The sequence below is a fragment of the Bacteroides sp. AM37-9 genome (assembly GCF_003603455.1).
Classification (GTDB): Bacteria; Bacteroidota; Bacteroidia; order Bacteroidales; family Bacteroidaceae; genus Bacteroides; species Bacteroides xylanisolvens.
In genome coordinates this window covers 22282-41323 of sequence record NZ_QTNF01000048.1, presented here as the reverse complement: position 1 = coordinate 41323, position 19042 = coordinate 22282, and the positions used below count along the sequence as shown (strand labels likewise).

General features: G+C 48.5%; 22 protein-coding genes and 1 pseudogene. 18 read left to right on the top strand and 5 right to left on the bottom strand.

Annotated elements, in window-relative coordinates; translation table 11 throughout:
- Window positions 1-47: 47 nt before the first annotated feature.
- From DW862_RS23515 to mobA, 3 genes and pseudogenes are all read right to left on the bottom strand, one after another.
- Window positions 48-968: pseudogene (locus DW862_RS23515) on the bottom strand (YWFCY domain-containing protein); the annotation flags it as partial.
- 36 nt (window positions 969-1004) lie between these two features.
- The gene (mobB, locus tag DW862_RS23510) at window positions 1005-2258 is read right to left on the bottom strand and encodes a conjugal transfer protein MobB (protein ID WP_032560423.1); all 1254 of its coding nucleotides are present in this window, start codon (window positions 2256-2258) and stop codon (window positions 1005-1007) included.
- Window positions 2248-2715: a conjugal transfer protein MobA gene (gene mobA / locus DW862_RS23505; RefSeq protein WP_032560424.1), complete on the bottom strand. Its 468-nt coding sequence runs from the start codon at window positions 2713-2715 to the stop codon at window positions 2248-2250. Before mobA ends, mobB begins: the two co-directional genes overlap by 11 nt.
- 609 nt (window positions 2716-3324) lie before the next feature.
- On the opposite strand from mobA, the gene DW862_RS23500 reads away from it, so the two are divergent.
- The 5 genes from DW862_RS23500 to DW862_RS23480 all read left to right on the top strand — a co-directional run bounded on the left by DW862_RS23500 (window position 3325) and on the right by DW862_RS23480 (window position 6120).
- Window positions 3325-4077 carry a ParA family protein gene (locus DW862_RS23500; protein ID WP_005644302.1) on the top strand — a complete coding sequence of 251 codons (753 nt, stop codon included), beginning with the start codon at window positions 3325-3327 and terminating at the stop codon, window positions 4075-4077.
- A 7-nt stretch (window positions 4078-4084) separates the two neighbouring features.
- The gene (locus DW862_RS23495; protein WP_008777817.1) at window positions 4085-4504 is read left to right on the top strand and encodes a DUF3408 domain-containing protein; all 420 of its coding nucleotides are present in this window, start codon (window positions 4085-4087) and stop codon (window positions 4502-4504) included.
- A gap of 2 nt (window positions 4505-4506) precedes the next feature.
- The gene (locus DW862_RS23490; protein ID WP_008777818.1) at window positions 4507-5295 is read left to right on the top strand and encodes a DUF4122 family protein; all 789 of its coding nucleotides are present in this window, start codon (window positions 4507-4509) and stop codon (window positions 5293-5295) included.
- A 2-nt stretch (window positions 5296-5297) separates the two neighbouring features.
- Window positions 5298-5564: a hypothetical protein gene (locus DW862_RS23485; protein WP_117589793.1), complete on the top strand. Its 267-nt coding sequence runs from the start codon at window positions 5298-5300 to the stop codon at window positions 5562-5564.
- Between the two features lie 229 nt (window positions 5565-5793).
- Window positions 5794-6120 carry a hypothetical protein gene (locus DW862_RS23480; protein ID WP_008777820.1) on the top strand — a complete coding sequence of 109 codons (327 nt, stop codon included), beginning with the start codon at window positions 5794-5796 and terminating at the stop codon, window positions 6118-6120.
- A gap of 116 nt (window positions 6121-6236) precedes the next feature.
- Here DW862_RS23480 and DW862_RS23475 read toward each other — a convergent pair whose 3' ends face one another.
- Window positions 6237-6740 carry a hypothetical protein gene (locus DW862_RS23475; RefSeq protein ID WP_008777821.1) on the bottom strand — a complete coding sequence of 168 codons (504 nt, stop codon included), beginning with the start codon at window positions 6738-6740 and terminating at the stop codon, window positions 6237-6239.
- Window positions 6741-6993: 253 nt separating this feature from the next.
- Window positions 6994-7509: an SLOG family protein gene (locus tag DW862_RS23470; RefSeq protein ID WP_117616062.1), complete on the bottom strand. Its 516-nt coding sequence runs from the start codon at window positions 7507-7509 to the stop codon at window positions 6994-6996.
- 411 nt (window positions 7510-7920) lie between these two features.
- Here DW862_RS23470 and DW862_RS23465 point away from each other — a divergent pair, with 411 nt between their 5' ends.
- The 13 genes from DW862_RS23465 to DW862_RS23405 are packed head-to-tail and all read left to right on the top strand — an operon-like array spanning window position 7921 to window position 19042.
- Entirely contained in the window at window positions 7921-8217 is a 297-nt protein-coding gene (locus tag DW862_RS23465) for a DUF4134 domain-containing protein (RefSeq protein ID WP_005644316.1), read from the top strand.
- Window position 8218: 1 nt separating this feature from the next.
- A complete protein-coding gene (locus tag DW862_RS23460) occupies window positions 8219-8551 on the top strand; it encodes a DUF4133 domain-containing protein (RefSeq protein ID WP_008777826.1) in 333 nt (110 codons plus the stop codon).
- Window positions 8548-11067, top strand: coding sequence for a TraG family conjugative transposon ATPase (locus DW862_RS23455; RefSeq protein WP_117589901.1), 2520 nt, complete (start codon window positions 8548-8550; stop codon window positions 11065-11067). The genes DW862_RS23460 and DW862_RS23455 overlap by 4 nt, the downstream gene beginning before the upstream one ends.
- Entirely contained in the window at window positions 11064-12116 is a 1053-nt protein-coding gene (locus tag DW862_RS23450) for a hypothetical protein (RefSeq protein WP_008777831.1), read from the top strand. Before DW862_RS23455 ends, DW862_RS23450 begins: the two co-directional genes overlap by 4 nt.
- A 39-nt stretch (window positions 12117-12155) precedes the next feature.
- Window positions 12156-12785, top strand: coding sequence for a DUF4141 domain-containing protein (locus DW862_RS23445; RefSeq protein ID WP_008777832.1), 630 nt, complete (start codon window positions 12156-12158; stop codon window positions 12783-12785).
- Window positions 12786-12804: 19 nt separating this feature from the next.
- A complete protein-coding gene (gene traJ / locus DW862_RS23440) occupies window positions 12805-13809 on the top strand; it encodes a conjugative transposon protein TraJ (protein ID WP_008777833.1) in 1005 nt (334 codons plus the stop codon).
- 23 nt (window positions 13810-13832) lie between these two features.
- Window positions 13833-14456: a conjugative transposon protein TraK gene (gene traK, locus DW862_RS23435; RefSeq protein ID WP_008777834.1), complete on the top strand. Its 624-nt coding sequence runs from the start codon at window positions 13833-13835 to the stop codon at window positions 14454-14456.
- A 12-nt stretch (window positions 14457-14468) separates the two neighbouring features.
- Window positions 14469-14774 (top strand): TraL conjugative transposon family protein, encoded by a 306-nt coding sequence (locus DW862_RS23430; RefSeq protein ID WP_005644331.1) that lies wholly within the window; start codon window positions 14469-14471, stop codon window positions 14772-14774.
- Window positions 14767-16035 carry a conjugative transposon protein TraM gene (gene traM / locus DW862_RS23425; protein WP_117616064.1) on the top strand — a complete coding sequence of 423 codons (1269 nt, stop codon included), beginning with the start codon at window positions 14767-14769 and terminating at the stop codon, window positions 16033-16035. Before DW862_RS23430 ends, traM begins: the two co-directional genes overlap by 8 nt.
- Window positions 16036-16058: 23 nt before the next feature.
- Window positions 16059-17042, top strand: a complete 984-nt coding sequence (gene traN, locus DW862_RS23420) for a conjugative transposon protein TraN (RefSeq protein ID WP_117589876.1) — start codon at window positions 16059-16061, stop codon at window positions 17040-17042.
- A 2-nt stretch (window positions 17043-17044) separates the two neighbouring features.
- Window positions 17045-17617 (top strand): conjugal transfer protein TraO, encoded by a 573-nt coding sequence (locus DW862_RS23415; RefSeq protein WP_005644336.1) that lies wholly within the window; start codon window positions 17045-17047, stop codon window positions 17615-17617.
- Between the two features lie 12 nt (window positions 17618-17629).
- Window positions 17630-18496 carry a toprim domain-containing protein gene (locus tag DW862_RS23410; protein ID WP_117589877.1) on the top strand — a complete coding sequence of 289 codons (867 nt, stop codon included), beginning with the start codon at window positions 17630-17632 and terminating at the stop codon, window positions 18494-18496.
- 39 nt (window positions 18497-18535) lie between these two features.
- Window positions 18536-19042 (top strand): DUF3872 domain-containing protein, encoded by a 507-nt coding sequence (locus tag DW862_RS23405; RefSeq protein ID WP_005644341.1) that lies wholly within the window; start codon window positions 18536-18538, stop codon window positions 19040-19042.

Sequence of the window (19042 nt, the reverse complement as noted above, 5' to 3'; positions counted from 1 at the left end):
CAACTAATATCACTGTTTAACAATCAATTACGCGACTTTACAGGTCACACCCAGGTCTTGTTCAAATTGAGCATAATCGTGTAGGCAGATTCGTAGGCATCCGAGATGTCCGCCATGAATTTCGGGTTGATGGGATTGCACCTGTGCGAACGTCGCGGATCATCGAAATTGATGACATAAAATTCCGGCTTCACTTTGTAATTCTGAGTGTGTTTAAGTAGATGGTTATAAGCAATTTCGGACAAATCTGGAAACTTATAATCGTAAATATACATGGCGAAGGATTTTTCAATCTGCTGTTTTATGTAGTTGTTTACCACTGCGTAGCTCTTACCCGAGCCGGGAGTTCCAAGCACGATGGACGCACGAAAAACATTTACAACATTAATCCATCCGTTCCATTCCCTGCCTTGATAGACGAACTTTGTCGGCAGGTTGACGGAATACTCGTTCTCCATGAGCCGTGTCTCCTGCATGAAACTCTCGTTGGCGGTATTGAATACATCTTCCATGAGGTTGTGTTTCAGCATCCGGCTTATCCACACGCCGGACATCAACAACAGGATATACCCGGCTGTAAGTGTTGCCGTGTACAAGGTGGCATTGACCATCGGACTGAACGGCAGGTCGAGCATCCACCAGTTCATGAAAAACAGCACCAATCCGGCAAGGAAAGAGGCATATATTTTCTGCCATGTCATCTTCTGATTCTTTACGCCTTTTGTTCCCAAACACGAGAGGGCAAGGAATATGACGGCAAATACTTTTGTGATGAGCAGGTTGCTGAAAAGCCCCGCTGTCCTCTGGAAATTCAGGAGTATCCTGTCGACTACCCCGATATTGATACCCATATCCACGAATGAACGGTAGCAGTACCAATAGACGTGGATGACAATAAACACGATGGATATGGCACGCATGAACTCCATGACCTTGGCCAGTCCCCTCAAATCATCTTCTTGTTGCATAATGAATATAGTTTTAATGGTTTATAAAATCTGTAATCAGGATATTCCGCGGGAACGGCGTTTCTTTTTCTTCTTGCGTTGCAGCCTGCGGGCAAGCGCCTCTTCCTGCGGGTCGGGACCGTTGGCGTCAATGCCGAAGATTCCGAAAGCCTGTTCGATGGAGCTTTCCATTTCGGAGGAGAAAACGCCTTGCCGATTAAGAGCAGGCATTGGCATATCCAAGTCAGGCATATTGGTCGGACTGTTAAACAGCCGCTCAAAAGCGTTTGCCGAAAACTCTTTTCCAAGTCGGGAACCGTTATATACCTCACGGTTCTTATGGTCGATGAAAGTTGCGCCATAGATACGTCCTTCATCATTTTCACGGAATACCACATCAATACCTTTCCCGGCGAGCAAACGGGTGAACTCCTCCTTGTTTCCACGGCATCCGTGCATGGCAAGCGCCACTTCGTTCCGTATCTTCGGTTGCCATTTCTTGTTCTTGTATTCACGGGCGTTGTACCCGATACGCTTTTCCAATCCCTCGTAGCCGTAGCGTTTTTCGATAAGAGAAGATTTGACGGGCGTACATATCGGCTTGCCACTATCATCGGTCATCGTATAGACAATTCCATTATAGGGTGTTCCTTCAAATTCGCCTTTTACTTGTTTCGCCTCGATATTGAAACAGGAGAGCAAGGCGCTGTACTCGCCGAAAGACTGGAAACGATAAGTGGAGAATACACTCTTGACGATATTGGAAACCTGCCGCTTCACATCACCATTTTGGTAGTCAGCCTTTTTCAGATACGGCTCCAATAGTTCCTTGCGCTTGTCATCCACCTGTTTCAACCCGAATTTCTTTTCCAGTTCCCGGCAGGCTTTCATCGAGCGGTTCCACTCGTAGGCGTCGTCTATCTTTTCACCTTTTTCGTTCACGCAGGTGGAAACGATATGGATATGCCTCCGGTCTATGTCCTCGTGCATATATACAATGTAAGGCTGGTTGCCATAGCCCATTCGCTGCATATACTCCCTGGCCAGTTCCGTGAATTGCAAATCCGTGAGCCGGTCGTCCAAAGAAGGGTTCAACGATATATGCAGGACTGGCTTTTCTGTATTCTTGTTGGCAAGCAGGTAGTTGTCAAACGCCCACAGGGTCTGTTGCATGACACGCTCCGTGTTCCCCGACACATTGGCAATCATGCGGTTCCCGTAAATGATGCGGGCTGTATTGTCGTTCACTTTCTGCAGGTTGTAGATGATTGCACCGTAGAGCGAAGCACCTCTGTTGATTTTAGCCACCATTTTCCTCCTCCTTCCGTTGTTTTATCAGATAGTTTTCTTCAAACTCACGGGTCAGCATGATAATCCGCTTGCTCAGCAACACTAAGTCTATTGTTGCTTTTTCCAGATTACGGAGCAGGACGAAAGCCCGTTTCTCCCCGAAATTTGTCTTTACGGCTTTCACCGTCTGGTTGTAGTTGTTGCCGATACTCTGGAATTGGTGGTAGAAATTGGTCAGGCGGATATAATAATCCATCGTCGCCTTGTCTATTCTCACCACCTTGATTTCCTTGCCGAAAATCATTGTCTTGATAAACTTGGAGCGTTCTTTCAATCCTGATTTTTGGAATTGAATATCAAAACGTCCGTTCTCTTCCGAGTTCAACCGTACCACATAACGATGCACGGCAGGGTCGGATTTTGGTTTCCTGCCTGCGCTTTTTCTTGAGTTTTTCTTCTTGTTTTCTTCCATACGCATTGATATTTTCAGTTTCTAATCTTCCGGCCCCGGATTCACGACTTTGGAGTGAATCCTCCCCGAGCCGTCAGGCGAGTGGCAAGTTGTTTTGAGTGCCCGAATTTATTTCGGGTGCCTCAAAACACAACTTGCTATGTTCGCTTGAACATGAATTTTCCTTCGTCAAATTAAGTTTTGACCTTCAGCCTCATTCTTCGGCTTCGGGAAACCTCCGCAGCGGTATCCGTTCCGTTGCCGGTGCAAAGTTATGGCGGTTTATCCTATTGTAAAATAGCGGGTTATATGTAACGTGATGACAAATGATGACACAGGTCGTCACCTCCCTTAAAACATAGTGCAGGTATGAAAAAATACCCTTTTATTTGCAGCGTGAACGGTAAAACAAACCAATAATCAAGTGGCTGTCCGTTGTATTGTCGGTTAGCGAAAACACTTGTTGCAACAGGTGGGCAGTGATTGTTTACTTGCTTTGTTGGGGCAGATAACTATCGGTTGGTCGGTTTGCCGGTTGGTGAGCACAAAGTAACCATATCACTAACAAACCTTGTCACAAAGCAAACAACAGACAAGTAAAACAATAGTGTAATAAACCATTAAAAAAGTTCAGTTATGAAGAAGAATCCGTTATTCGTTGCGGTCAGCAACCAGAAAGGTGGGGTCGGCAAAAGTACAATGTTGGTAACACTTGCCAGTCTCCTGAATTATTCGATGGGCAAGAATGTGGCTATCGTTGATTGTGACGCCACCCAGCGCAGCCTGTTCAATCTGAGGGAACGGGACATGGAGATGGTGGAGATAAACAAGAAGTACATGGTGTTGCTGGAGGAACAGAGGCTCAGGGGATGCAGGATTTATCCTATCAGGCAGGCAAAGCCGGAGAATGCACGCCAGGTGGCCGGAGAGTTGGCGGCAAAAGCAGATTTTGATATCGTTTTCATAGATTTGCCGGGGTCTATGGACATATCCGGCGTTTTGCAGACCATTTTCAATGTGGATTATGTATTGACCCCCATTGCCGCTGACAATTTCGTTATGGACAGCAGTTTTGTCTTTGCCAAAAGTGTTATGAAATGTGCGGAAAACCGGAAGAACATTCCCTTGAAAGACGTGTTCCTGTTCTGGACCAAGGTAAAGAAAAGAAGCAATACCGAAGTGCTTGACAATTATATGGCACTGATGAAGAAACAGGGGTTGAAAATTCTGGATTCAATGATTCCCGATCTCTGTCGCTATGACAAGGAACTCTCATCGCGGACACGTACCTATTTCCGCTGCTCGCTCCTTCCACCGCCGGCAGGACAGCTTAAAGGCAGCGGATTGCAGGAATTGGCAAACGAACTGATTGTAAAATTTAACCTGTAATTGAGATATGGCAAAGAAAATTGTAAAAGTGAATGAAGAAAAAATCAGGGGGTATATGGTCGGTGACATTCCTGATGCCATCGAGAACGAGGATATCATAGTGGTTGAGGTTCCGGAAGAGGAAAACAATGAAAGGCAGGATACGGAAAAAGGAACTGCCCGGAAAAATCCCAAACCTTGCAATATGCCCGAATGTGACAGTAACTTTCGTCAGAAGTATCTGGTGAATACCCCCATGCCAGGACGCATCCAGGTGTACCTGAACCGCAAGCTGTACGACGAGATAAAGAATTATCTCCATGTGATAGCTCCCGAAGTAAGTATTGCGAGCTATATCAGTAACATCATCGCTGAGCATATAGAACTCAACATCGAGGAAATCACCCGAATGTATAAAGACCGTTTTTCACCCCCTAAAATTCAATAGTCATGGAAACAACATTAATTTATTTTTCAGTAAAAGCCATGTCGGCAACCTACATATTATATAAGGTATGGATGTTCATTTTCAGTCCGAGAGTTTATAATTTTTGGGATAGTCAGCTTCGTCATATGCGTATTGCACGTATCCGGTTATGGAAATCACGCAAAAAGCGGATGGCGGAAAAAGCAAGGAAAGCCCGGTATAGGGCAAGACTGGACAAGGCTGAAGCGTGGATTGCACAAGCGGAGAAGGATATCCTTAAAGTCGGGCATGAAGAGAAAACCGAAACGCAGCCGAATCCACTGGACGAGTACAATGAAGTAATCGGAAAGACAAAAATAGTCTATCTTGAAGACCCGGACATGGCGAGAAAAACTCCCACACGTTCTGAACCTATGAAGAAAGAGCCTATAGAGGAAGATGAGGATATAGATCCGGATGATGTGATAGATGGTTTCTCTTCACAAAAGGGACTGACAGAATCGGAAAAACGGGAACTTATGTCAAATGACGGGTGTGTTCCTGACCCGGATTTTTCAAGGGCACTGACTTTTGAAGAATTGAACAATGTCGCTGATGTACTTATTTTGGGGACGGATGACAGAAAGAAAATCCGAAATGCAGCCGAAACCCTGTACCAACTTCAGGATACAGACCTGTTCAGGTTCTTTGCAACCGAATTGAGTACTCAAAGCCAATTGGAAAAACTGCTTAAGGAAAATATGCCAAATGGAAAAGAGGCGCCAAAACAATCTTTGGAACAGATTAGAATTGATTGGAATAAATACATGTAAATATGGAATCGAATGTGAAAAACAAAAAACAACAAGCAATGCCGAAGTCAGAAGCAGAATCTTTTGGCATAAAAAGAAATCCTGCAATTCGTGCCCCACGCATCTATCTATCTGAAGAAGAAATCATCAGAATTATGCGGAAAGAAACCGCTATTAAAAAGAAGATAGGAAATCTTATTGATAGTATGCTTTGTGATGACTCACAAATTTCAGAAATGGATAATACAAAAAATGAGACAGGGGCATTCGATATAAATGAATTTGTTTAATTGCTTCTTTGTTGTCATATTTTTCAGAAGGCATGTCGATGTGATATCGGTGTGCCTTTTCCTGTTTTTGGAAATTTATATATATCCCAACTGTCTCTTTTTATTTCCATCGTCATATTAAATTTCTGCCAATATTGGCACTTATATATTATGGACTATAAGGTAATGCTGACAAACAAGTATTTAAGAGAAATCAATGCAAAATTCTATCTTTGCAAAAAAATGAACGATGGCAGTGACAAAAGCGATATTAGAAAAATGGCTGGTGGCGCAGAAGCGTCACCGCCTTTCAGACAGGCAGGTGCAGATGGCCCGTGAATTGGGTCTGAATCCCGACAAGCTCGGCAAGATAGACAACCACAGGCAAGAGGTCTGGAAAGCTCCGCTTCCACAGTTTATCGAAAGTATCTATTTCAAGCGGTTCAAACGTGAGGAACCGGAAACGGTCAAGCCTCTGAAACAGATCATGGCGGAAATGGAGGCTAAGAAAAAGCTGCAAAAAGAGAAAAAGAAGGAGCGTAAGATGCAGCAGGAAACGGGTTCTGATATAATTTAAAATTCTGTTTATATCAAAAGCCATTTTTATTATCTTCCATTGAATAAAAATGGCTTTTGGTATGGGGAATGAAGCGGGAGCATTAATGCACAAGTGCCGGTATAAAGTTTTTCTTATTACCCATGTATGGCATCCATTACAAAACCGTTCATCTTTTCCGGACTGAAGTTCTCATAAAGAAGCAGGTCGCAAATCGCACTTCCGTTCATGTCATCTTTCTGAAAGTCCGCCACAAATGCGCAGACCGGTTCATCCTTACAACCGGGAGTCTGATAATACAACCGGATATTTTTTCCTATATATAATCCGATATCAAGCTTTAACTGCCGCATTGACAACGCCAGCCGTCCGGACGGTTCACTGTCAGGCAACTCTACTACAACAGGAAGAACCGGCAGACAAGTGCCGTCCTTCTCTTTTTTACAGAGCAGTATATCGGGATGTCCGGAGTCATCCCCACCTGAATGCCACATGTCCCGGAACACCATTGTCCCGTTGGTCTTTTTCCATCCGAGATATCTCAGGCAATACCCTACATCCCGCAGATAATCTCCTTTTATCGCTCCCGGTCTAAGACAAGGTGACAAATCCTCCACAATTTCAGGCCAGTTTTCATTCATGGTTCATAGTTTTTTTCAATATTATTATTCAAGATACGGGCTGTACACATCATCAGGAGCCGCTTCCGGATATCGGATACTGCCTCGCGATACATAAAGCCGGGCTACCGGATTGATTCATAAAGACAAAGATACCGGTTTTGTCCGGACATTCAAGTTATAGTTTCTTAATATATCCTGTTTGTCCATTCCGGCTTGTTCCCGGTTCATGTGGATTTGCATAAGTTATGTAAATGTCACAACCCGGTTCCCACTATCTCAGCCTTTCGTGGATGTTGATGACCGGCTTGCCGCATTCCAACGCCTTGCTTACCGTGTAGAATGTTCCCCCTTTCGGTACGAGGTCCCAATAGGCAACGATAACATCCGCCTTACGTACCATGTATTCATCCCTGCGCAGGTAACAGCCCTTGTGGTAATTCTCGGAAACCATGACCACCTGGTCCATCCTTTCCAACAGACGGGCATACAACAGCCGGTCTTCCGCTTCAAACCACAAGGGCTGTTTCCGAAAAGGTACTGCCGCTATGAGCTTGATACCTTCGTATCTCTCCCTGACCTGCAAGACCGCCTCCGCAGCAGTCATATCAAATCCGCTGGCCATCCCGGTGTAGTATTCCTTGTATCCCTGCCCGTACAGTTCTGTTACCATTCCAGCCACAGCTTCCCTGATTTGTGCAAGTATCCGGGGATCGTTTCCGAACCCTTGCAGAATACGTTCCTTACGGTGTCCCGTGAAAGCCACTGTCTGATTGTTTCTTGTTTCCATGTTATCTTCTGTTTTTTGTTTTACATATATCCATTCAAACCGAACGGTATTTTATTTCCTGAAGGCTTTTCCGCCCCGGTCCGGAATCCCGCAAGGCTTGCCGTGAAAAAATACCGCAAGCGCAGCGAGGATGATTATTTCACGGCAACCAGCCCGCAGGGCCGCCTTGCCGGGCTTCTCAGGACACGGGGCTACCTTTGCCGGAAGAAATGAAATGCCGCTTTCTCCTTATCCTGTTTTTACTGTTTCATATTGCCGGGAAAACCCTTTTTGAATGGTTGAAAATTCCCTGCCGATGTAACGTGATGTCATACGGTGTCACATATCGTACAGTTTGTAAATCAATAAATTAAGCACTATATATTCGCAGTCGAAATCATTTTTTGTCTCACTAATTAAAAGTTTCGACACATGAAAAAAAGATTCTTTTTGGCAGCCATGACGCTGCTGGTTTCAATGGGGGCATTTGCCCAGGGCAACGGTATCGGTGGAATTACGGAAGCTACCAATATGGTCACTTCGTATTTCGATCCCGGCACCAAGCTGATTTACGCCATCGGTGCCGTTATCGGCCTTATCGGAGGCGTGAAGGTCTATTCCAAGTTCTCGTCAGGCGACCCGGATACCTCAAAGACTGCCGCCAGCTGGTTCGGTGCGTGTATCTTCCTGATTGTCGCCGCCACCATCTTACGCTCATTCTTCCTGTAATATGGCGGAATTCAATGTCAACAAGGGGATTGGGCGCAGCCCGGAGTTCAAGGGACTCAAGAGCCAGTACCTGTTCATCTTTGCGGGAGGATTGCTCGCGTTGTTCGTAATCTTCGTCGTCATGTACATGGCAGGTATCGACCAGTGGGTCTGCATCGGTTTCGGGGTCGTTTCCGCATCGGTGCTGGTCTGGGTCACTTTCAGGATGAATTCGAAATACGGTGAATGGGGCCTTATGAAACTCCATGCGCTGCGCAGCCATCCCCGCTACATCATCAGCCGGAGAAAGTTCCTCCGGTTGTTTTCTCCAACCATTAAAAACAGAAAAGCATGAAAAACGTAATGAAAACAGCCACGCTGGAAAGCAAGTTCCCACTGTTGTCCGTGGAGAACGGCTGCATCATCAGCAAGGATGCGGACATCACCGTAGCATACCGGGTGGAACTGCCGGAACTGTTCACGCTGACACGTGCCGAGTACGAGTCCATGCACTCCACCTGGGCAAAAGCGGTAAAGGTCTTGCCGAACTACAGCATCGTACACAAGCAGGACTTCTTCATCGAAGAGGGATATAAACCGGATATTTGCAAGGAAGACCTGAGCTTTCTGAGCCGCAGTTTCGAACGCCATTTCAACGAGCGGCCGTATTTGCAGCATACCTGTTACCTGTTCCTTACGAAAACCACGAAGGAGCACAGCCGGACAACCAGCAGTTTCAATGCACTTACAAGGGGATTCATTATCCCCAAGGAAATGCAGGACAAGGAAACCGTCACCCGGTTCATGGAGTGTTGCGGACAATTCGAACGCATCGTGAACGACAGCGGCCTGCTACGTATCATCCGCCTGACGGATGAGGAAATCATCGGGAGCAAAAATTCCGCCGGCATCATCGAGAAGTATTTTTCCATGTCGCAGGAAGATGCTACCTGCTTGCAGGATCTGTCACTCGGTGCCGGGGAAATGAAGGTGGGCGACAACTACCTGTGCCTTCATACGCTTTCCGATCCGGAAGACCTGCCGTCGAACGTGTCAACCGACTGCCGGTATGAAAGGCTCTCGACAGACCGGAGCGACTGTCGGCTGTCCTTTGCCGCACCGATAGGCATTCTGCTTACCTGCAACCATGTGGTGAACCAGTACCTCTTCATTGATGATTCGGCGGAAATTCTCAGGAAATTCGAGCAGACTGCACGGAACATGCATTCGCTTTCCCGTTACAGCCGTTCCAACCAGATCAACCGCGAATGGATTGAAGAGTACCTGAACGAGGCGCACAGCAAGGGGCTGACCTCCATCCGCGCACACTGCAATGTCATGGCCTGGAGCGATGACCGGGAAAAGTTGAAGCGCATCAAGAACGATGTAGGTAGCCAGCTGGCGTTGATGGAAGCGAAACCGCGTCACAACACGGTGGATGTGCCGACTCTGTTCTGGGCGGCAATACCCGGCAATGCCGGAGATTTCCCGTCCGAGGAGAGTTTCCACACCTTTATTGAGCAGGCCCTATGCCTGTTCATCGGGGAAACCTCCTATAAGGATTCGCTCTCTCCGTTCGGCATCCGTATGGTGGACCGCCTGACCGGAAAGCCGGTCCATCTGGACATTTCCGACCTGCCGATGAAGAACGGCACCATCACGAACAGGAACAAATTTATCCTCGGCCCGTCCGGCTCGGGCAAGTCCTTCTTTACCAACCATATGGTGAGGCAATATTACGAGCAAGGGACACACGTGCTATTGGTGGATACGGGCAACTCCTACCAGGGGCTGTGCAACCTGATCCACGCGAGGACACACGGCGAGGACGGGATTTATTTCACCTACGAGGAGGATAATCCCATCGCCTTCAATCCTTTCTATGTGGAAGACGGAATTTTCGACATCGAGAAGAAAGAGTCCATCAAGACGCTTATCCTTACCCTGTGGAAGCGTGACGACGAGCCGCCGACACGTGCCGAGGAGGTGGCACTATCTAATGCGGTCAATCTTTTTCTGGAGAAAATCCGCAGGGACAGCAGCATAAAACCCTCCTTCGATACCTTCTATGAGTTTATCCGTGACGAGTATCAGGATATCCTGAAAGAGAAGCGAACCCGTGAGAAGGATTTTGACGTGTGGGGATTCCTGAATGTGCTGGAACCTTATTACAAGGGTGGCGAGTATGACTTCCTGTTGAATTCCGACAGACAGCTTGATTTGCTTGGCAAACGGTTTATTGTCTTCGAGCTGGACAATATCCGTGACAACAAGGTGCTACTTCCGATTGTCACCATCATCATCATGGAGACTTTTATCAGCAAGATGCGCAAGTTGAAAGGTATCCGGAAAATAATCCTTATCGAAGAGTGCTGGAAGGCATTGGCATCCGCCAATATGAGCAACTATATCCGCTACCTTTTCAAGACCGTCCGAAAGTTTTTCGGCGAGGCCGTGGTCGTGACCCAGGAAGTAGAGGACATCATTTCTTCTCCGATTGTCAAGGGCACCATCATTAATAATAGTGACTGTAAGATTCTCCTTGACCAGCGCAAGTATATGAACAAGTTCGATGAGATCCAGACCTTGCTCGGTCTGACCGACAAGGAGCGGGCGCAGATACTTTCCATCAACATGGCAAACAATCCTTCCCGAAAGTACAAGGAAGTGTGGATTGGTCTCGGAGGCTCACAGTCAGCAGTCTATGCTACGGAGGTTTCACTTGAGGAGTACGTCTGCTACACCACAGAAGAGACCGAAAAACTTGAGCTGATGCGGCTTACGGAGAAACTCGGAGGCAATATAGAGCTTGCCATCAGGCAGTTGGCCGATAGCAAGCGAAGCCAGGTGAAAGGGATTGGAATCACATGAAAACCGAAAAACAATCACGAATCATGGAAATGAAAGAATGGATAAAAGAACAGCAGCGCCGCTATCTGGACGAGCCGCGCCTCAAGGAGTTGACGGAAGTGATGAAACAGACAAGGGTACTTGTCCGGAAAAAGGAGTACCGGAAGCTGTCGGAACTGGTCAGGCGGTACAGGAAGTCGGAGGATGTGATTACCCAAGTCTCCTGCCTGTTGTCAGCCTCGTACCTGTTCCCGACACCGGAAAAAACGGCGGAAACGGACAGGTCGGAACTGATGGAGGCATTGAAAGATACTTATTTCATGGAGAAGAACGGTTCCCGGCTTATGGATATCAGACCTGAAGAAGCCGTCCCTGTCCACCGAATGCTTGCCATGTACACATTCATGCAGGATGTTTACTCGAAGGAAAATCCGGAAAGCAAGCAGGAACGTCCGTCACCGCAAGAAGTGCGGTCATCTGTCCGGATTCTGGACTTCCATCGGAAAGAGAGCGACATGTGGGAACTCTGCAACCTGGCCGTGCATCTTATGCCACCTTCACGGTATGTGGCACTCAGGTACGGGCTTGCGGATGATTATGACAGGCTTGACAGGCTGAACCGTTCCGGGCCGGAACCAGCATATGATGAGGGGGTGATATTGGAAAGCCGTCTGTGCAGGAATGCGGAAAAGGCTGCGGAAAGCATCAAGGATGTCCGTCTGCCGGATTTCTATTTGGAAAGACTGGATGGAGAACTGGAGATTTTGGGACGGATTGCGGCCTCACCGGATGTGGTTCACGACATCCTGCAAATCAGTCCTGATTTTCTCGCCAAGTACGGCATAGACAAGAACGTTTCCGCGACGGAACGCTCGTGTCAGGCAGAGAAAGCCTACCGGGAGCTGGATGCCCGTTTCGTCAGAATGACCGGACGCAGGCCGTATGCAGACGAACTCTTCGCCTCCATCAGACGCAAGAGGGAGAATTCCGGAATAGAGAACCGACCGAGACAGGCGCAACGGACCATCCTCCGGAACCCGCCGTCCAAAGGGCGGAAAATGGGAATCTGACTTTTAACAGAATTATTCACAATTAAAAATAGAAACATCATGAAAAAGAAAATTCTTATGCTGTGCATGGGCTGCTTCCTTGTCAGCCTCACAGCGAAAGCCCAATGGGTAGTGAGCGACCCGGGCAATCTGGCGCAGGGAATCATCAATGCTGCCAAGAACATCGTTCACACATCCTCCACTGCCACCAATATGGCGAATAGTTTTCAGGAAACCGTGAAAATCTACCAGCAGGGCAAGGAGTATTACGACGGGCTTCGCAAGGTCAAGAACCTTGTCCGTGATGCCCGCAAAGTCCAGCAGACCATCCTGATGGTGGGCGATATCACGGACATCTATGTCACCAGCTTCGAGCGTATGCTCAGCGACCCGTATTTTACGCCGGAAGAACTGAGCGCGATTGCTTTGGGATACACCAAACTGCTGGAAGAAAGTGCCCATTTGCTGAACGATTTGAAGACGGTGGTCAACGAGAACGGGCTTTCCATGAACGACAAGGAAAGGATGGATATCATCGACCGCTGCTACAACGACATGTTGCAAAACCGCAGTCTGGTACAGTATTACACCAACAAGAACATCGGGGTGTCCTACCTGCGCGCCAAGAAACAGAACGACCTAGACCGCGTGATGGCACTCTACGGCTCACCGAACGAACGTTATTGGTAATTCCTAATCCGCTTTCATTATGTTATTGTTGGCTATAGATTTTGACAACCTGCATCAGATTTTACAGAATCTGTATGTGGAAATGATGCCGCTCTGCTCAAAGATGACCGGTGTGGCAAGAGGCCTTGCCGGTCTGGGAGCGCTTTTCTATGTGGCGTATCGTGTATGGCAGGCTCTGGCACGTGCCGAGCCTGTGGATGTCTTTCCGCTTTTGCGTCCGTTCGCTTTGGGGCTTTGTATCATGTTCTTTCCGACACTCGTTCTGGGTACGCTGAACAGCATCCTCTCGCCCGTCGTGAAAGGGACCCATACCATATTGGAGTCGCAGACCTTTGACATGAACGAGTACCGGGCACAGAAGGACAAGCTGGAGATTGAGGCGATGAAACGGAATCCCGAGACAGCCTATCTGGTCGACAAGGAGACTTTTGACAACAGGCTGGACGAGCTGGGTGCGTTTGACGCTATAGAAGCCTGCGGGATGTATGTGGACCGCGCGATGTACAACATGAAAAGGGCCGTACAGAATTTCTTCCGGGAACTGCTGGAACTTCTGTTCAATGCGGCGGCGCTGGTCATCGACACGCTGAGGACATTCTTCCTGATAGTCCTTTCGATACTCGGTCCGGTTTCTTTCGCCATCTCCTGCTGGGACGGTTTCCAAGCTTCTCTCAGCCAGTGGTTCGTCCGCTATATCAGCATCTACCTTTGGCTTCCTGTCAGCGACCTGTTCAGCAGTGTGCTGGCGAGAATCCAGGTGCTGATGCTACAGAGGGATATCGAGCGGCTTTCCGATCCGGATTTCATCCCCGACAGTTCAAACGCGGTTTACATCACTTTCCTCATTATCGGCATCATCGGGTATTTCACCATACCGACCGTATCAAACTGGATTGTGCAGGCCGGAGGCGGTGCAGGCAACTACCTCAAGAATGTGAACCAAAGGGCATCCCAGGCCGGTTCCCTGGTGGCTGGTACGGCAGGAGCAGCGGTGGGAAACATTGCCGGAAGGCTTATCAAATAATAACAGTATAAAACATTTACAGAATGGAATTCAAATCATTGAAGAATATCGAGACCAGCTTCCGACAGCTGCGTCTGTTCGGGATTGTCTATCTGTGTGTATGCACGCTACTTGTGTTTTTTTCCGTATGGAAGGCTTACACTTTTGCGGAAGCGCAACGGGAGAAGATCTATGTTCTGGATGAAGGAAAGTCGTTGATGCTGGCCCTTTCACAGGACTTGGAGCAGAACCGTCCGGTGGAGGCAAGGGAGCATGTCAGGAGGTTCCATGAACTGTTCTTTACGTTATCCCCTGACAAGAGTGCGATTGAGGGTAATATCCAACGGGCCATGTTCCTCAGTGACCGTTCTGCCTATGCCCATTATGTGGATTTGGCAGAGCAGGGATATTACAACCGGATCATTTCGGGAAACATGAGCCAGCGGATTGGGATTGACAGTGTCAGGTGCGATTTCAATACCTATCCGTATGAGGTCGTGACCTATGCGAAACTCTCCATTATCAGGGAGAAGAGTGTGACCGAACGCAGCCTTGTCACACGTGGCAGGCTGCTGAACTCCACCCGCAGCGACAATAATCCGCACGGTTTCATCCTTGAAGCCTTCCGTGTGGTGGAGAACAGGGATATCAAAGTGTATGACCGTTAAAATTTTGAATGTATGAAACAAATGTTTGTAAGAATCAAGGAAACCGTTGCAGAAAAGCTTCGGGGTTTGTGTGCCGGGCTTTCTCCGGAAAAGAGAATGTTGACAGTCATCGTGCTGGCTGTCCTGTTTGCTCTCGGAAATTTCTATCTGATTTTCCGCGCCATCTATGACATCGGGCGGGAAGATGTACAGCGGGACATCATTGAGATAGCCCCGTTGGACATTCCGGATATCGTTCCTGCCGATACACTCCCGGATAAAAGGGTGCAGGAGATGGAAGAGTTTTTTAACCGATTCAATCAGAAAGAAAATGAGTAATGATATTAATAAATTAAAACAGAGGCTGGAAATCAGGAAATACCTGGTTTTTGCCGGGATGTTCCTTCTCTTCCTCGGTGCGATGTGGTTCATTTTCGCACCGTCCGAAGAGGACAAACAAAAGGAGGAGAAAAATGCGGGCTTCAACACCGAACTGCCTGACCCGAGAGGAGCCGACATAGAGGAAGACAAGATTGCCGCCTACGAGCAGGCTGACATAAAGCGCAAACAGGCGGAAAAAATGCGTACACTGGGAGACTTCTCAGGTGTTGCGGATGAAAACTCCGGAGCTGTCGTGGCATTGTCATCGGATGCGGATACCAAGGATGGCAGTCCACGTGCAAGTGACAGTAGGAATGAAGCCCGCTCTTCATCCGTCTCCGCCTACAATGACATCAACAGGACTCTCGGCAACTTTTACGAGTCACCGCAGGAAGACCCGGAAAAGGAGGCCTTGAAAGCCGAGGTGGAACAACTGAAGCAGACGGTTGCCGCACAGAATGCACAGCCGGGTTATGAGGAACAGGTGGCACTTTTGGAAAAGTCCTACGAGCTCGCAGCCAAATACATGCCGGGTAATGGCGGCAAAAGGATGGACAGCCGCCCGGAGGATGAAGAAGCCGGACGGGATGGAAACATGAAGGCCGTTCCCGTCGGGCTGGTCTCCACTCCCGTGGTTTCATCGTTGCCGCAACCGGTCCGGGATTCCGTGTCATTAACGGGAAGGACATTGGCGGAAAGATTCCATACCCCGATTGGTCACAGGAATGAAAAAGACGTGAGGAATACCATATGTGCCTGCATCCACGGGAACCAGACTGTAATCAGCGGTCAGGGTGTGAGGATGAGACTGCTGGAAGCGATGCGTGTAGGAAAGCATGTCCTTCCCAAAAACTCCTTGCTCATCGGAGAAGGGCGCATACAGGGAGAAAGGCTTCACGTCAACATCCTTCAGGTGGAATATGGCGGTACCATCATCCCCGTGAAACTTGCCGTGTATGACAATGACGGACAGGAAGGCATCTTCATTCCGGGATCCATGGAAGCAAACGCTGTCAAGGAGGTTGCCGCCAATCTGGGGCAGAATCTCGGCACGAGCATCTCCATCACCAACCAGTCGGCAGGCGACCAGCTACTTTCCGAACTCGGGAAGGGTGCCATACAGGGTGTTTCACAGTACATCTCCCGGAAGATGCGTGAAGAGAAGGTGCATCTCAAATCCGGTTACACCCTGATGCTTTATCAGAATGACAATCAATGACAACCCATTAAAATTCAATCAACATGAAAAAGTTATTTGTAATGCTTGCCCTTGCATGGGGCACCATGGGCGCCTTTGCCCAGACTGAAACCGACAGCGCAGCGGTAGTAAACAAAGGAATCACACCGGTCAAGGAAGTGTATCCCCAAAAAGAGGAAGACGGGGACCTCTATCACGGGCTGACCCGAAAACTCACTTTCGACCGGATGATACCGCCGTACGGTCTGGAAGTGACTTACGACAAGACCACGCATATCATCTTCCCGTCTTCGGTGCGTTATGTGGACCTCGGATCGCCGAACCTCATTGCAGGCAAGGCGGACGGTGCGGAAAATGTCATTCGTGTAAAGGCTACCGTAAAGAATTTCCGTGAGGAGACCAACATGTCCGTGATAACCGAAAGCGGAAGTTTCTATACATTCAATGTAAAGTATGCGGAAGAACCGTTGTTGCTGAACATCGAGATGAAGGATTTCATCCATGACGGAAGCGAAGTGAACCGTCCCAACAACGCCCTTGACATTTACCTGAAGGAACTCGGCAGCGAGTCTCCGAAACTGGTATATCTCATCTCGAAGTCCGTCCACAAGAACAACAAAGGGCACATCAAGCATATCGGGAGCAAGGCGTTCGGCATCCAGTACCTGCTGCGCGGTCTTTACACCCATAACGGGCTGCTGTACTTTCATACACAAATCAGGAACCGGTCCAACGTACCTTATGAAGTGGATTTCGTGACATTCAAGATTGTGGACAAGAAGGTGATGAAACGTACCGCCATCCAGGAACAGGTGATATTTCCTTTGCGTGCTTACGACTATGTAACAACTGTCGCAGGGAAAAAGGACGGGCGCACCGTCTTCGTCCTGGACAAATTCACCATTCCCTCGGACAAGGTGCTGGTGGTGGAAATGCATGAGAAAAGCGGTGGAAGGCACCAGACCTTCACCGTGGAAAGTGAAGATATCGTGAGAGCCAGAGTTATAAACGGACTTAAAGTAAAGTAGTCATGAAGAAGTATCTGTTCCTATTCGTTACAGCCGTGTCGCTTGCCCTGTTCCCGGGGCGGGCACATGCCCAGCGGTACCTGCCCGGGATGAAGGGCGTGGAACTGCGCGGAGGATTTGCGAACGGCTCGAAATCCCCCTTGAATCATTATGCCGGATTTGCCGTTTCAGGATATACCAAAAGAGCCGACCGTTGGGTCATAGGTACCGAGTATCTGATGAAGAATTACGGGTACCGGAACGTGAATGTGCCCTGCGCACAGTTCACGGCAGAAGGCGGCTATTACCTGAAATTCCTGTCGGACCCGACCAGGACGGTCTTTCTCTCCATCGGCGGTTCCGCACTGGCCGGCTATGAAACCGTGAATTGGGGAGACAGGATGCTGTATGACGGCTCAACGCTGCTCGCCAAGGATGCGTTTGTCTATGGCGGTGCGATAACCCTGGAACTTGAGACTTACCTGACAGACCGCATTGTCCTGCTTGCCAATATCCGGGAACGTGCCTTGTGGGGAAGTTCCCTGGATCTGTTTACAACCCAATTCGGATTGGGAATCAAATTCATTATCCATTAAAACTGTACATCTATGACTATAGAAGAGATAAAAGCTATCCCTATCGCCGCTTTTCTGGCAAGGATGGGATATGAACCGGCAAGAAGACGGGGTGACGAATACTGGTATCTGGCCCCGTACCGGGAGGAACGCACCGCCTCGTTCCAGGTGAATGTACGAAAGGAAATCTGGCATGACTTCGGCACCGGGCAGGGAGGTGACATATTCAATCTTGCCGGGGAGTTTATCGGCAGCGGGGATTTCAAGGCGCAGGCCAGGTTCATCACAGAGACATGGGGCGGCCTCGCCCCCGAGCACAAGACCGTTTCCCGCACTGATGGGAATAACAGGGAGGATCTCCTCAAGAAGGAGAGTTTCACGGATGTACGCTTCGGGCCTCTATACAACAGAGTCCTGCTCCGATATCTGGCGGAACGCGGCATTAGCAGCGATGTGGCTGTACCGAACTGTCGGGAAGTCAGATATACCTTGCACGGGAAACGGTATTTCGCCATCGGATTCAGGAATGTCAGCGATGGATACGAGTTGCGCAACCGGTTTTTCAAGGCCAGCCTGTCACCTAAGGACATTTCACTGATGGATAACGGTTCGGACACATGCAACCTCTTCGAGGGGTTTATCGACTGCCTTTCGTGGCTGGAACTCGGTCTGGGATATGGAGACGACTATCTTGTGTTGAACTCGGTGTCATCGCTGGAACGCTCGTTCCCTATTCTTGACAGGTACGAGAGGGTCAACTGTTATCTGGATCGGGATGAAGCCGGACGGCGCACGCTGGAGGCACTCCGCAAACGCTATGCGGATAAACTGGTGGATTGTTCCTCTTTGTATAAAGGCTACAAGGACCTGAATGAATACCTGCAACATAAGTTCCTGTAAGTGTCGAATAAAGTATAACGTATTAAAATCTGATAGAATATGAATGCAATGAATAAAAAAAGAGGATTGGCCGGAATGGTGGCAGTCCTGTTCCTGGGTCTGGCGGTTTTGCTGTTGTCCGCCTGTTCTGATGAAATGGAAGTACAGCAGTCTTATCCGTTCAAGGTGGAGAACATGCCTGTTCCCACACGTATAATAAAAGGCGAGACGGTGGAAATACGCTGTGAACTCAAACGTGAAGGACATTTTTCCGATGCCCGCTACACCATCCGCTATTTCCAGCCGGACGGCAAGGGTACGCTCCGCATGGATGACGGGATGGTGCTGCTGCCCAATGACCGCTATCCCCTTGACAGGGAGGTGTTCAGGTTATACTACACTTCTGAATGCGAAGATCAGCAGACAATTGACATCTATTTTGAGGACAACAGCGAACCGGCACAGCTTTACCAATTGACTTTTGACTTCAACAACGAGACGGAGGACGAGGATTCCGTCGTGACTGCGGATAGTAAGGAATTGCCGGTCACAATTGTCGGACACTAA